The 13,407-nt window shown below is 66.0% G+C and carries 11 protein-coding genes; 6 read left to right on the top strand and 5 right to left on the bottom strand.

Annotation, left to right across the window (positions count from 1 at the left end):
- Positions 1-154 precede the first annotated feature (154 nt).
- The 3 genes from LQG66_RS33620 to LQG66_RS33610 all read left to right on the top strand — a co-directional run bounded on the left by LQG66_RS33620 (position 155) and on the right by LQG66_RS33610 (position 4,491).
- Positions 155-1,633 carry a hypothetical protein gene (locus LQG66_RS33620; protein WP_231320090.1) on the top strand — a complete coding sequence of 493 codons (1,479 nt, stop codon included), beginning with the start codon at positions 155-157 and terminating at the stop codon, positions 1,631-1,633.
- A gap of 386 nt (positions 1,634-2,019) precedes the next feature.
- The gene (locus LQG66_RS33615) at positions 2,020-3,567 is read left to right on the top strand and encodes a serine hydrolase domain-containing protein (RefSeq protein ID WP_231320089.1); all 1,548 of its coding nucleotides are present in this window, start codon (positions 2,020-2,022) and stop codon (positions 3,565-3,567) included.
- A gap of 246 nt (positions 3,568-3,813) precedes the next feature.
- On the top strand, positions 3,814-4,491 hold the full coding sequence (locus tag LQG66_RS33610) for a PAS domain-containing protein (RefSeq protein WP_231320088.1): 678 nt from the start codon (positions 3,814-3,816) through the stop codon (positions 4,489-4,491).
- Positions 4,492-4,675: 184 nt separating this feature from the next.
- Here LQG66_RS33610 and LQG66_RS33605 read toward each other — a convergent pair whose 3' ends face one another.
- From LQG66_RS33605 to LQG66_RS33595, 3 genes are all read right to left on the bottom strand, one after another.
- A complete protein-coding gene (locus tag LQG66_RS33605) occupies positions 4,676-4,855 on the bottom strand; it encodes a hypothetical protein (protein WP_231320087.1) in 180 nt (59 codons plus the stop codon).
- 60 nt (positions 4,856-4,915) lie between these two features.
- Positions 4,916-5,107, bottom strand: a complete 192-nt coding sequence (locus tag LQG66_RS33600) for a hypothetical protein (protein ID WP_231320086.1) — start codon at positions 5,105-5,107, stop codon at positions 4,916-4,918.
- Positions 5,108-5,311: 204 nt separating this feature from the next.
- The gene (locus LQG66_RS33595; protein ID WP_231320085.1) at positions 5,312-6,202 is read right to left on the bottom strand and encodes a gluzincin family metallopeptidase; all 891 of its coding nucleotides are present in this window, start codon (positions 6,200-6,202) and stop codon (positions 5,312-5,314) included.
- Positions 6,203-6,727: 525 nt separating this feature from the next.
- On the opposite strand from LQG66_RS33595, the gene LQG66_RS33590 reads away from it, so the two are divergent.
- From LQG66_RS33590 to LQG66_RS33580, 3 genes are all read left to right on the top strand, one after another.
- Positions 6,728-8,275 (top strand): serine hydrolase domain-containing protein, encoded by a 1,548-nt coding sequence (locus tag LQG66_RS33590; protein WP_231320084.1) that lies wholly within the window; start codon positions 6,728-6,730, stop codon positions 8,273-8,275.
- A 406-nt stretch (positions 8,276-8,681) separates the two neighbouring features.
- A complete protein-coding gene (locus LQG66_RS33585) occupies positions 8,682-10,988 on the top strand; it encodes a TonB-dependent siderophore receptor (protein WP_231320083.1) in 2,307 nt (768 codons plus the stop codon).
- A gap of 87 nt (positions 10,989-11,075) precedes the next feature.
- On the top strand, positions 11,076-12,254 hold the full coding sequence (locus LQG66_RS33580; RefSeq protein WP_231320082.1) for a PepSY-associated TM helix domain-containing protein: 1,179 nt from the start codon (positions 11,076-11,078) through the stop codon (positions 12,252-12,254).
- A gap of 22 nt (positions 12,255-12,276) precedes the next feature.
- On the opposite strand, the gene LQG66_RS33575 is transcribed toward LQG66_RS33580, so the two are convergent.
- A complete protein-coding gene (locus LQG66_RS33575) occupies positions 12,277-12,840 on the bottom strand; it encodes an HXXEE domain-containing protein (RefSeq protein WP_231320081.1) in 564 nt (187 codons plus the stop codon).
- A 147-nt stretch (positions 12,841-12,987) separates the two neighbouring features.
- Entirely contained in the window at positions 12,988-13,278 is a 291-nt protein-coding gene (locus LQG66_RS33570) for a hypothetical protein (protein WP_231320080.1), read from the bottom strand.
- Between the last annotated feature and the right edge of the window lie 129 nt (positions 13,279-13,407).

The following is a 13,407-nucleotide window of genomic DNA, read 5'->3' as shown; positions in this document are numbered from 1 at the left end:
AAAGCTCGGCCCTGTGACGGCTAGAGCGTCGGGTCTCGTGAGATATGTCATCAGGTCCCTTCAACAAAACGCGATGCTGCGGCCGACGGGTTTTGGCCGCGCATCTGGCGGCGCGGGCCGCGGCCGCGGCGCACACGCGATCAGGGAGATATCCATGTCCGATCCTATGCTGGCACGCCGTGAACTGATCGCCTTGTTGTCGCGCATCGGGATTGGCGGCCTTCTCGGCGGCACGGCCGACCGCAGCGCCGCCGGCTCGACCGCGGTGCCGGCTGCCTTCCCGGCCGCCGCGAAATCGCCGCGCGGCGCGGCGCACATAGAGGTCGGCGTTCGCCTCGATCGCAACAGGCCCGGCGTGGCGCTGACCAGCCGCTTCGCTGGCCTGAGCTACGAGAAGGACAAGCTGCGAGAGCCGATGTTCACGCCGGGCAACGGCGCCCTGCTCAGGCTGTACCAGCTGCTCGGCCCGGGCGTCCTGCGCATCGGCGCCAATGCGGTGGACCGCTGCGCCTGGCTCGGCGGGACGCCCGGGCTCGCGCCGATCCACCCCGAGATGGTCGACGCGCTTGCCGCCTTCGCCAGACGAGCCGACTGGCAGGTGATCTACGGCATCAACCTCGCCAACAACACCACCGCGCTCGCCGCCGCCGAGTCTTCCTACGTGGCCCGCGCCCTGGGCGACAACTTGTTGGCGTTCGAGATTGGCAACGAGCCCGACCTCTATCCCCACAACGGCCATCGCCCGCGCAACTGGGGCTACGGCGACTATCTCACCGAGTGGCGCGCGATGGCGAGCGCAATCGCGGCGGCGGCGCCGATGGCCCGCCTGGCCGGCCCCGTCTCGGCCTCCTTCGCGACCGGCTTCACCCTGCCCTTCGCGCGTGATGCCGCCGGAGAGATCAGCCTGCTCACGGGGCACTACTACCGCGCGGATGGCCGCGACCCTGGATCCACGCTGGATCTGCTGCTGCAGCCCGACCCGGCCCTGCCCGAGCAGCTCCGATCGGTCAGCCAGGCCGTGCGCGACAGCAGGCTGCCGCTGGGCTGGCGGATGGGCGAGTGCAATTCCTTCTTCAATGGTGGCGCGCCCAACATCTCGAACACGCATGGCACAGCACTATGGGTGATGGATTTCATGTTCCGCTGCGCGCTCGATGGCTGCAGCGGCGTGAACCTGCATGGCGGAGGACATGGCCCCGGCTACACGCCGATCGCTGATGACAGCGGGCAGATCGTCGAGGTGCGCCCGGTCTACTATGGCCTGCTGCTGTTCGCGCTCGCCGCGCAAGGGACGAGCGTTCCCGGACTGATCGACGGTCCCGTGCGCCCGCGCTTTTCTGCGCATGGCGTGCTGCGAGACGACCGCGGCGTCAACGTGCTGATGATCAACAAGGAGGCCGCGACCACCGTCGATGCCGAGCTGCAGCTCGGCCAGGCCGTCTCGGGACTGGAGCCGTTCTGGCTGACCGCCCCTGATCTGGCCGCCACCAGCGGACAGGCTATCAATGCCGCAACCGTTGCCGCAGACGGCACCTGGGCGCTGGAGGCCCAGGCCACCGTGCCAGTTCGTGCGGAGACGGCGGCGATCCGCCTGCCGCCCGCGAGCGCGGTGCTGCTGCGCTCGCGCCCGTGATATTTGGCGTTCGACGAGCCACAGGACGACGCGCGAACGTCCGTCGTGGTTCCACTCTCACCTCCGTCGCATCTATGCCCCGTCGAAATTGACGCCGTGGCATTGCCGGGCGGAAGGCGTCGCGAAGCAATCACGTTACGATCTCGATCAGCCGTCGAGATCGACCAAATACGCATATCTTGTCGCGCGAAACTGCCATTAGGGCTCGGGGCTCTCTTCCATGCACCCGACGGCACTTCATCGGACCTCTCGCCCGTCAACCAGTGATCCGTCACCCCGGCTCAGCTAGACGTGATCGAACGTAAGGCTGTTGGCGCTGACACAATCCTTGATAGTCTCCCGCGGCGTGCGCGCGAGACCCTCATTCCCTGCGTTGGAGATCACGGATGTCGAAGACCGGACCGAACCTCTTTCGGCTCGTACTGTGCGGCTTTCTTGCGCTTGCAGCTGGCAGCGCATGGGCCGATGAGAAAGTCTGGCCCAAGCCCGACTGGCAGACGGCCACGCCGGAAGACGAAGGGATGGATTCCGCGGCGCTGGCGAAGCTGGTCACTTCCGGCAAGACGCTCCGGTTCGACAGCCTGCTGATCGCGCGTCATGGCCGGATCGTGCTCGACGCCGCCTACGATCCCTACAAGACGGACGATCTGCACATCATCAATTCGTCGACCAAGGCGGTGGTCAGCACGCTGATCGCGATGCTGCACAAGGATGGGACGCTCGACAGCCTCGATCATCCGGTGCTCGATTTGTTCAGCGATCGCAAGGTCGCCAATGTCGACGAACGCAAGCGCGCGATCACCGTGCAGCACCTGCTCAACATGACCTCGGGCCTCGACTGGGACGAGGGCTACAATGGCGGCGCCGAGAGGTCCATCGTCGAGATGACCGCGAGCCCCGACTGGGTGCAGTACATCCTCGACCGGCCGATGGCCCATGCGCCGGGTGAGACCTTCTACTACGACAGTGGCAACTCGCATCTGCTCTCCGCCATCGTCACAAAGCTCACAGGCCGGAGCGCGGAGGAGTTCGCCAGCGAAAGGCTGTTCGCCCCGCTCGGCATCACCAACCACGCCTGGTTCAAGGATCCGCAGGGCGTCTCCGGCGGCGGCTTCGGGCTGGCGCTGAAGCCGCGCGACATGGCCAAGATCGGCTATCTCTATCTGCGCCGCGGCCGTTGGGGCGAGCAGCAGTTGCTGCCGCCCGACTGGATCGAGGCCGTCAACCACGCCACGACCAGCATGGAGGCGACGTTCGATCCGGGCCTGAGCTATGTGGACCAGTTCTGGGCGCTGCCGGACCGCAACGTCTTCATGACCGTGGGCTATCACTGCCAGGTCATCATGGTTCTGCCCGATCCGGATATCGTAGCCGTGATGACCGCGCGCGACTTCTGTTCGTTGCGCAAGCTCGCGAACGAGATTTCGGCAGCCGTCAAATCCGACAGTGCCCTGCCCGCCGCGCCGGAAGCCGCGGCGAATCTCGCAACGGCCGTCAAGGACGCGACAACGGAGGTTCCGAGCCCGGTCGGCGCGGTGCCGGAAATCGCGGCAGCCATCTCAGGCAAGACCTACACTTTCCCGCCCAGCCCGGTCGGCATCAGGGCGATCACGCTTTATCTGGACGCCGATCCTCATGTTGCATGGGACATCCCGGAGCGGGGCTCGGAGAATGGCATTCTGCACCTGCAAAGCCCGATCGGCCTGGACGGCATCTTCCGCAAGACCGCCCAGAGCCGCCCCTGGCAACCCTTCGCCTATCGCGGCATGAAAGGCAGCTGGATCGACGCCACGACATTCGCGATCGACGTGCAGTTCATCGGCCAAGGCGAAGAACGAAGTTGGCTCCTCACCTTCGCCGGCGACAAGCTGACGATGAAGACCCGGGGACGATACGGCAAAGATGTGACGGTCGAAGGCAACGTAGTCCAGTAGCCGCGAGAACGTCACGTCGTCCGCCGCGCGAGGTAACACCAGGGTGTCGCCATCCATCGGGACGGCCCTGACCGTCTGTCGGGGCGCCTACGGATCGCCAGCGACGATGAGATCACAAGCTCGGCGCTGCAGATCGGCCGACTTGAGATGAGGCCGGTTCGCCCATCTGCGAGAGAGGCTCAGACCGGATTGGCCGCGCAGTCTGCACCGAACGGTGCGGCATTCGGCGCCACGTCGGCACCACACATGACATCGAAGCTGCGTCCCGCTAGACCGGTCTCCCGTACAAGGAACGCGCTCAGAGCATCCGGAATGATGAAACGGTTCATCTGCGAACAGAATGTCGCCCACTTCGAAAGACTTTTGGCCGAATCGAAAGACGCTGCTCTGTTGCGCACGCTCCGGGTCCTGCTTGCGAGCACCAGGCGCGAGCTTGCCTTGCTCGAAGCCACGGACTTGGGTGCCGACTCCTCGCTGCCGGAGCCGCACCGGCGGCCGGTTGCCGATGCGGTCGCGATCAAGCGGCATTTCCAGCAGGGGTTCGATGCCTCGCATCACCCCTACATGCTGATCGATCCAGGCCCGGGGCTGTACATCGCCGACATCAATGCGGCCTACGCCGCCGCGACATTTACGGATCGCCAAGCGATCGCGGGCAAATCGCTGTTCGACGTGTTTCCGGACAACCCCGACGACCGTCTCGCCGACGGCGTCAACAATCTCTATGCCTCGCTGCGAACGGTGGTGCAGACCGGGCGCCCCCACGCGATGGCGGTCCAGCGCTACGACATCCGCGATGCGGACGGCGTGTTCGTGGAGCGGCACTGGCAGCCCATCAACACGCCTCTCCACGACGATCAGGGGCGCCTCGCCTTTATCCTCCATCATGTCGAGGACGTCACGCAGGACGTCAAAGCGGGCTAGGACTGCAGCTCCCGCGACCGCTGTTTCCGGCTTCGTGATTGACGATTCAGCCTCAGAGCCAGCTTCAATTTAAGACAAAGGCGGCGGCTCCGTCACGGACCGAAGGTGCGAGCCGCCGTGATCAGCAAGGCCGCGACCGAAGACCGCCAACGTAAGGCAGGCGCGACGGAGATAAGGCGCTCTATCAGGGACCGAAGCTGCGAACCGCCGTGATCAGCAAAGCCGCCAAGACGGCAAGCGATACCGACAGGGCCAGGCCTTTCGCCAAGCCCGTCATCCGGCCGCCTGGGAAGACGGCGAAGTTCGTTGCGAACAGCGCCAGGCCGGCCAGAATCAGCGCCATCCGGAAAGCGGCTGAAGACATCTGCATGTCCTTCGATCTGCATGTCCGTCAAAGGCCGCGCTCAACGCCGCGGCGACGGACTTAGACCCTCGTCTCCTCGCGCAGCCGAGGCATTAGCGCCAAGGCGATGTATGGCAGAGGATAGAACAAGGCGCCCCAGATGAACCAGGCCAGCTTGGAACGCCCCCTCTGCCCGGCGTAGTCCGCCGTGTAGTAGCCGCATGCGCACAGGAAACTGAGATAGAGGAGTGCAGCCAAGATCAGCGGAAGCATGAGACGGCTCCAACCACTGCCGTTCGATAACATATGAGATGAGAGTGCCGGCGCAAGACACGGTCTCGTCAGCGGGTCGATCCTCGGACGCCTGGCGGGAGTCTGCCCGAGATCGGCACGCAGTTTGCCGCGGCGCAAACGTGGACGGACCGGCCAGTCGACCCGCCGGCCCTCGGATTCGTGAGCCGACCGACATGCGAAAGATCAGGGCGGGAGATTCGGTTGCGACCCGAGCTCAGCCTTTCGATGAGGGCTCGACTCGACGAACCGCAGCCAGAGCGACCGAACGTCATCATGGTAGGCAACGGTCACCGCATCCGCGAATGCGCGACCGTCCAGGATTGCGTTCATCATGCGGTCGAACGCCGCCTCATCCGATGCGCGAAGATAGGTCACGAACATGCCGGCCTGGCGATACGCGAGCACGACGGGGTACCAGGACGGATCCTGCCTGGCAGGCGCCGTGGCGAAGCGGATCTCCCAGCTGAGCAGGCTGCCAGCATCGTCGATGGCGATCTGCCCACCGTCCTGGATGGCGGCCCAGGCCTCGTCTGCGCCGACCAGTTCGGCGCCTCCGCCTCCGGACACCATGACCGCCAGCCCCTCCTTGAACCAGTTTGGCAGCAGGACGTATCGGTTGCCGATCCATCCCTCGATGTGCGCATGCGAAAGCTCGTGGGTGAGGATGGCCGGCAGCCGCCGGTGCTGCGGCCACGATAGCTTGGGAGAAAGATTCACCCGGCCGAAGATCGCGGTGCCAACGGGAGCCGTCGAGCCTGTGCCGTTGGCTGCGACATAGGCGTCCATGCTGTCATAGACGCCGAGAGTTACAGGATGCGCGAAAGGCCGACCATGCGTGGCTTCGACCCGCGCGAGGGCGGCCGGCAACAGCGTCGCGACGTCTCGCGCATAGTCTTCCGCACCTGGCTCGTAGTGCACGAGGCCGTTGTCCGAGAGCGCCGGCAACCGATCGGGGAGATACCACCAGGCCGAGACGATATGGCGTGTCACCGGCCAGGACAAAGCTGCTCCGGTGCCGATGGCGAACAGCGCCGGCGGAATGCAGATGATCACCCAGAGGATACGGCGCAACATCCCGCAAAGCTCCCGTCGTGGCCTTCGTGACCGCGCGCCCGGCGGACCATGCTCGGCGACGCGCAATGACGTGTGCCGATGGGCTCAACCGGTGCCTATCGTCCATCGTAGCGCTACAATCCGTAGCAGTCAACGGCGATCGATGCGACTGCGGCGGCAAGGCTCCTAGGGTTATGAATCCCGGATCGGCGCGCGCGTTGAGCGCTTGTCCGGGACCACGCCGAACATGAGACAAACGCCGGCGACAACATAACATCATCAATAGACGCTCAGTCGTGGATGCTCCGTTGGCCCACGACGCCAGCCTATCGCTCGCTGCTGCGCAATCTCGTCTACCAGGCTCTGATCGAGTAGCGGCGGATCGGGAGTTAAGCAGCTGTTCACAAATCGGCGCTGCGCAAAGATCGCTCCCGCAAAACGCCGCTTTTGCGGGCGGGCATCGATCATCACGCAATCTTTGATTGATCGACGCTCCCCGATAGCGTGTCGTCCGCGCCGCGCATCGTTCATCGAGGGGAGTGTGACATGTCCGGAGTCAGGACCAGCGTCTGGTTTGCCACCACCCTGCTGTTCGCCGGCCTGTTCACCAACCACGCCATCGCCGAGGACGCGGGCCGAGCCGGCTTTCCGCAAGCCGACTGGCCGACTGCCGCCCCCGAGGACGAAGGGATGGATTCGGCGGCACTCGTGAAGCTGATCGCCTATGGCAAGACGAGAAGCTTCGACAGCGTCCTGGTCGTGCGTCACGGACGGATCGTGCTGGATGCGTCCTACGCGCCTTATGCCAGCGACCGTCCGCACGTCGTCAAGTCGACCACCAAGGCCGTCATCGGCACGCTGATCGCGCTGCTGCTCCGCGACGGCGTGCTCGACAGCCTCGACCACCCGGTCGTGGATTTCTTCCGTGACCGCAAGATCGAGAATCTCGACGACCGCAAGAAGGCGATCACGGTCCGCCACCTCCTCAACATGACGAGCGGGCTCGACTGGGACGAAGGGCTCGATGGCGGCCACGAGCAGTCGCTGATCGATCTCGGCCGCAGCACCAACTGGGTTCAGTACGTGCTCGACCGTCCGATGGCGCTGGCCCCGGGCGAAGCATTCTACTACAGCAGCGGCGGAACGCATCTGTTGTCCGCCATCATCACCAAGCTGACCGGAAAACCGGCCTCCGACTATGCCAACGACAAGCTGTTCGGTCCGCTCGGCATTGCCCCACCCTTCTGGCAGCGCGATCCGCAGGGCATCACCGCCGGCGGCTTCGGGCTTTCGCTGAAGCCGCGCGACATGGCGCGGATCGGCTATCTCTATCTGCGTGGCGGCCGATGGGGCGATCAACAGGTTGTGCCGCCGGACTGGATCGAGACTGTCAATCACGCCACGGTCGACATGCGCGCGCGCTTCGAGCCGGGCCTGCGCTATGCCAACCTGTTCTGGGCGCTGCCGGAGCGCCATGTCTTCATGTCGGTCGGCTATCACTGCCAGATGATCATGGTGATGCCGCAGCAGGATATCGTCGCGGTGACGACCGCGCGCGACTTCTGCGGCTTCCGCAAGGTCGCCGAGACGGTCGCAAGCGCCGTCCAATCCGCCGACGCGCTGCCGCGCTCGCCGGACGCAGCGGCCAGCCTCGCGCGCGCCATTGCCGATGTCGCCGCCGAGAAGGAGGAGCGCGCCGGCGCAGCGCCGGAGACCGCGGCGAGCATCGCCGGCAAGGTCTACAATTTCCAGCGCAACCCGATCGGCCTGAAATCGCTGGGCTTGACCTATGCCGGCACCGAGCTGCAGCTGGTGTGGGAGGCTTATCGGTTCGACAGGCTGGGCGAGCTTATACGGCGCGAGAGCCCGATCGGGATGGATGGCCGTTATCGCCGCGGCAGTGCCACCGAGCCGGGAACGCCGATGGTCAAAGGCGCCTGGACCGACGCGCGGACATTGCTCGTCGACCTTCAGACCCCGGGCCAGGACGACCAGCGCAAATGGGCGCTCACTTTCGCCGGCAGCAAGGTGACGCTCAAGACCAGGGTTCGCTACGGCCAGGAGCTGACGATCGAAGGCGAAGCTTTCAACTGAGCTCTCGCCGCGAGCCATCATGTCCATCTCGACCGAGCCCGCATTCGGGCACGATCAATCCCAAGCGATGACGTTCGCCGTTCGTAGTCCCGACCGTTCCGAAAACCGGGACTGGCGGCCTTCGCCGCGATTCCCGTGAAGGGCGGTTGCCATGGACGCGCGCATGGCACCCATGCGCATCATTCTGCACAGATTGTCGCAGGCTGTGCCGACGCTGCTGGAAAATCGGTGAATGCACCATCGCGCCGCATTTCTGCGCGGCTTGGAACAACCCCTCGGCGCGTAAACTCCGCGGTGCTTAGAGCAATTCAACACCACCCACCATGTCCTTCGATCCGGCGCGTTGATAGATCGAATGCCGTTCAGGGCGACGCCTGAACGACTCGACGTGGAAGTGAAGTGAACGATGACGAAGTGTGAAGGCCGGCGCGATCCTCGCTGCGATCGAACCGGCATGTATGGCGCCCTTGCCGTTGTGGGTGCCTTGACCGCCGACCTGCTCTGCTCCCCAACTCCCGTGCATGCCCAGGCGACGCTGCCACCGGTGACGGTGGATGCGCCGGCTGCAAAGCGCAAGCTTCCGAGCGCCGCCGCCGCGCAGCAGCGCCGTGCACAGGCGCGGCCAGCACCACGACGCGTTCAGACCGCGACGCTGCCGACGCGCGCGGAACGCGCAGCGGCGGAGGCCGCGGTGCTGAACGCAGCCAAGCTCAACTACCGCGCCATGCCGAGCGCGACGACCCTGCGGACCGGTGCCTCGCCGCTCAATACCGCGCAATCGGTCAACGTCGTGCCCGAGCAGGTGATGAAGGACCAGCTGCCACGCAATCTCGACGACGCGCTCGCCAACATCAGCGGCGTCACCCAGGGCAACACGCTCGCCGGCACCCAGGACGCCGTGATGCGGCGCGGCTTCGGCGACAACCGCGACGGCTCGATCATGCGCAACGGCATGCCGCTGGTGCAGTCGCGCGGCCTCACGGCCGCCGTCGAGAGCGTCGAGGTGCTGAAGGGACCGGCCTCGCTGCTCTATGGCATCATGGATCCCGGCGGCATCGTCAACACGATCGGCCGGCGCCCCGAGCTCTATCAGCACGGCTCGGTCACGCTGCTCGGCTCGGCCTATGCCAACGACAAGACCGGCGCCGACGGTACGCTCGACGTCACCGGTCCGATCGGCGACAACGGCCTCGCCTATCGCTTCATCGGCTATGGCGTCAGCGAGGACTACTGGCGCAATTTCGGCCGCCACCGCGAGATGCTGGTGGCGCCGTCGCTCGCCTGGTACGGCGATACGACGACGGTGCAGCTCAACTACGAGCACCGCGAGTTCATCAACCCGTTCGATCGCGGCACCGCCTTCGTCAACGGCGCACCGCTGGCGATTCCGGCCACGCGGCGGCTGGACGAGCCCTACAACAACACGTGGGGGCAGTCCGACCTGGTCCAGGCCTCGATCGAGCAGAGGCTCAACGAGGACTGGAAGCTCAACGCGGCCTACAGCTACAACACCGAGACCTCCAACGCCAATCAGCTGCGCATCACCGCCATCAAACCGACCACCGGCGCGGAGACGCGCAGCAATGACGGCACCTGGGGCTCGCTCAGCCGCGTCAGCTATGGCACGTCCTATCTGCAGGGCGGCTTCTGGATCGGCGGCCTGCGCAACGAGGTGATGTTCGGCGGCGATGCGCAATATCGCACGATCTACCGCCAGGACCTGATCCGCCAGACAGTCTCGACGCCGTTCAACGTCTACAATCCGACCTACGGACTGCTGCAGCCGGGCACGACGATCTCGCCTGGTGACAGCGACCAGACCGACAAGCTCGGCACCTACTCGCTGTTCCTGCAGGACACGCTGCATCTCACCGACAGGCTCGCGCTGGTCGGCGGCGTGCGCTACATGGATTATGAGCAGATCGCCGGGCGCGGGCGTCCGTTCACGACCAACACGAATGTCGCCGCCGACAAGGTGCTGCCGCTCGGCGGCGCCATTCTCAAGCTCAACGATCAGCTCTCGCTCTATGCGAGCTACACGCAATCCCTGAAGCCGAACTCGACCATCGCCCCGCTCACCGGCGGCGTCGTGCTCGGCTCCAACATCGCGCCGGAGGAAGGCACCTCCTGGGAGACCGGCTTCAAGTTCGATCTCGACAAGCGGCTGTCCGGCACGGTCGCCGTCTACGACATCGACAAGCGCAACGTGCTGGTGTCGCAGACCAACGCCAGCAACGTGGTCGAATACACCACCGCCGGCAAGGTGCGCTCGCGCGGCGCCGAGGTCGACGTCACCGGCAAACTCTCCGAGAGCTGGAGCATGATCGGCAGCTACGGCTACACCGATGCCCGGGTCACCGAGGACCCCGTCTATGCCGGCAAGCGGCTGCAGAACGTCGCGCTCAACACCGCTTCGCTCTATCTGGTCTACGACTTCGGCACCGCCCTGCCCGGCAAACTTCGTCTGGGCGGCGGCGCGCGCTATGTCGGCGACCGCGCCGGCGACGCCGCCAACAGCTTCGTGCTGCCGTCCTATGTAGTCGCCGACCTGTTCGCGACCTACGAGACCAAGCATCAGAACCTGCCGGTGGTCTATCAGCTCAACGTCAAGAACCTGTTCGACAACGTCTACTACCCCTCGGCCAACAGCGCGCTGAACGTCGCCGTCGGCGATTCCAGGCGCGTGTCGTTGTCGGCCACGGTGAAGTTCTAGCATGGCGTTCCGCCAGGGCATGTCTGCGCGGCGCGATGGCGGCGCAGAGATCGGCATCATCCGTTCCACGTCAGGGTCGCATCGCTCATGAGTAAATTCCCGATCAAGCCCCTCCTGCTGCAGATCCACTCCGTCGCGGGCCTCGCCGCGGCGCTGGTCCTCGCCATGATGGGCATCACCGGCGCGATCATGAGCTTCGAGGACGAGATCCAGGCCGGTCTCAACGCCTCGCTGGCGCACGTGCCGCCGGGTGCGGTGGCGCCGCTTGCGCCGGGCGAGCTCGTCGCGCGGCTGCAGGCCGATCCGGACGGCGGCAAGGTGGCCGCGATCACGTTGTCGCGCGATCCGTCGGCGGCGGTGCGCATCCGCTTCGCGCGTGGCGAGGATGGCGCACGACCGTCCTCGGTGTTCGTCGATCCGCGTGACGGCCACGTGCTCGGCACCCCCCGCGGCGAAGCATTCTTCGCGACCGTACGACGGCTGCATCGCTGGCTGCTGCTGCCCGGCGACGGCAACGGCGCCGGCCGGCAGATCACCGGCGCCGCCGTGCTCGGGCTCGTCGTGCTGCTGATCACAGGCCTGGTGCTGCGCTGGCCGCGGCGGGCCGGCAGCGCCGCCCTGTGGCTGAAGCCGCAGCTTGGATTGAGCGGGCGCGGCCTGCACCGCTCGCTCCACACCGTCATCGGCACATGGCTGCTGCCGGTCTATCTGGTGATGGCGCTGACCGGCCTGTCCTATTCCTATGGCTGGTACAAGGACGGTCTCACCTGGCTGCTCGCACCGGCTTCGCCGCCCATGCAGATGTCATCGCCGAAGGCGCCGCGCGACGGCCGGTCGGAATCCAGGCCGGAGCCGCAGCCCGTGGCGCTCGATCTGGTGTGGGCCACCGTGCTGCGCGAAGCCGGCGATCGCTTCTCCACCGTTCAGCTCACCCTGCCGGCCGGCGCCGGCACGGCCGTGCGCGTGCGATCGTGGCTGCACGACGCCAATGACGGCGCGCGCGACGAATTTCGCGTCGACGGCGTGAGCGGCCGGCTGCTGGCGGCCGAACGCTACGCGGACAAGACGCCGGGCGAGCGGGCGCTGGCTCGCATCCTGGACATCCACCGCGGCAGCATTCTGGGCCTGCCCGGCCAGATCGTCTTCATGATGGCGGGCGCGCTGATGCCGCTGTTCGCCGTCACCGGCGTGCTGCTCTATGTCTCCCGCAGACGCCTGCGCCGTCCGCGGCAGGCCCCGTCCATCCAGCTCGTTCCGGGCGAATGACGCCCCCACGCAGGCGGGCGGGTCACGCCGCCGCGCCGGCGTGCGCCGCGCGGCGGATCGCATTGGCGGCGATGATGACGTGCAGCAGCAGCGACACGCCGAAACCCAGAGCATGCTGGGCCGCGGTCGCCGGGATGCTGAGGACCGTCAGCATTCCAAGCGGAATGAACAGGATGACGCCGGTGACGAGACCCGGATTGTAGCCGCGAAAGCGCAGCGCCGGGCCGATATGGCCGATGGCGTTGACCAGCATCAGATAGGGCGCGACCAGCGCCCAGGCGGGACCGGCCAGCCAGGCGACGTAGAGCGCGATGAGATCGATGCCCCAGACCGCGCCGCAATTGACCCAGAGCACGTCGGTCGTGGTCAGCGCCTCGCGACCGCCGAACATCACGTCGTTGACGAAGCTGCGGAAGCGGTCGCCGGTGTGCTCCTCGACCTGGTGGATCATGTAGCCCGGCGAATGCAGGAAGATCAGCAGCAGCGGCCACGGCCACCCGGCCGCGAGCAGCGGCACCAGGACTAGCAGCGCCGCGGCCATGAAGCCTGCGGCGGCGACCCAATGGCGGGTGAGAATGTCCAGCATCACCTATTGATGCGCGAGTCGGACGGGCTTGCCAAGCCGGCCTTCCACGAGCGGAAACGCCGGAAGCCGGTCAGAGCGCGCGGACGACCCCCGGGTGCGACCTCATGTCCGGCCGCGCGCGTTTAACCGGCCGCCGCGTCAGCCGACCTATTTGAGCAGCACCAGGCACTCGCCGGCGGGCGTGGCATTGGTGCGCGCGGTGTCGCGATCGAACTTGCCGGCCATCACCAGCGGCCTGACACGCTCGACGATCACGTCCTTGACGACGCTGTCCGGACCGATCGCAGGCGCCGACACGTCGTAGATCTGCCTGGCCACCGGCGCCAGCTTGGCGGCGCAGGACTCGGCGGCGGCGCGGTTGCCGGCGAGAGCGCTCTGCGACAGAAGACACAGGGAGACGGCGATGAATGTGACAAACGGGAATACGACGCGCAGCATGGCAATCAGTCCTTCGTTCAAATGAGGTTCAGTCGGGTGCAAGCAGGTTCAGCCGTGAACTCGTCGACAAATCACCGGCTTCCCGCTGCGGGCTATGAATTAGCCCGGGATTCCGGGAATGCCTACTCG

It is taken from the genome of Bradyrhizobium ontarionense (assembly GCF_021088345.1).
In the GTDB taxonomy this organism is placed as follows: Bacteria; Pseudomonadota; Alphaproteobacteria; order Rhizobiales; family Xanthobacteraceae; genus Bradyrhizobium; species Bradyrhizobium ontarionense.
This window is presented reverse-complemented; position numbering and strand designations above follow the sequence as displayed.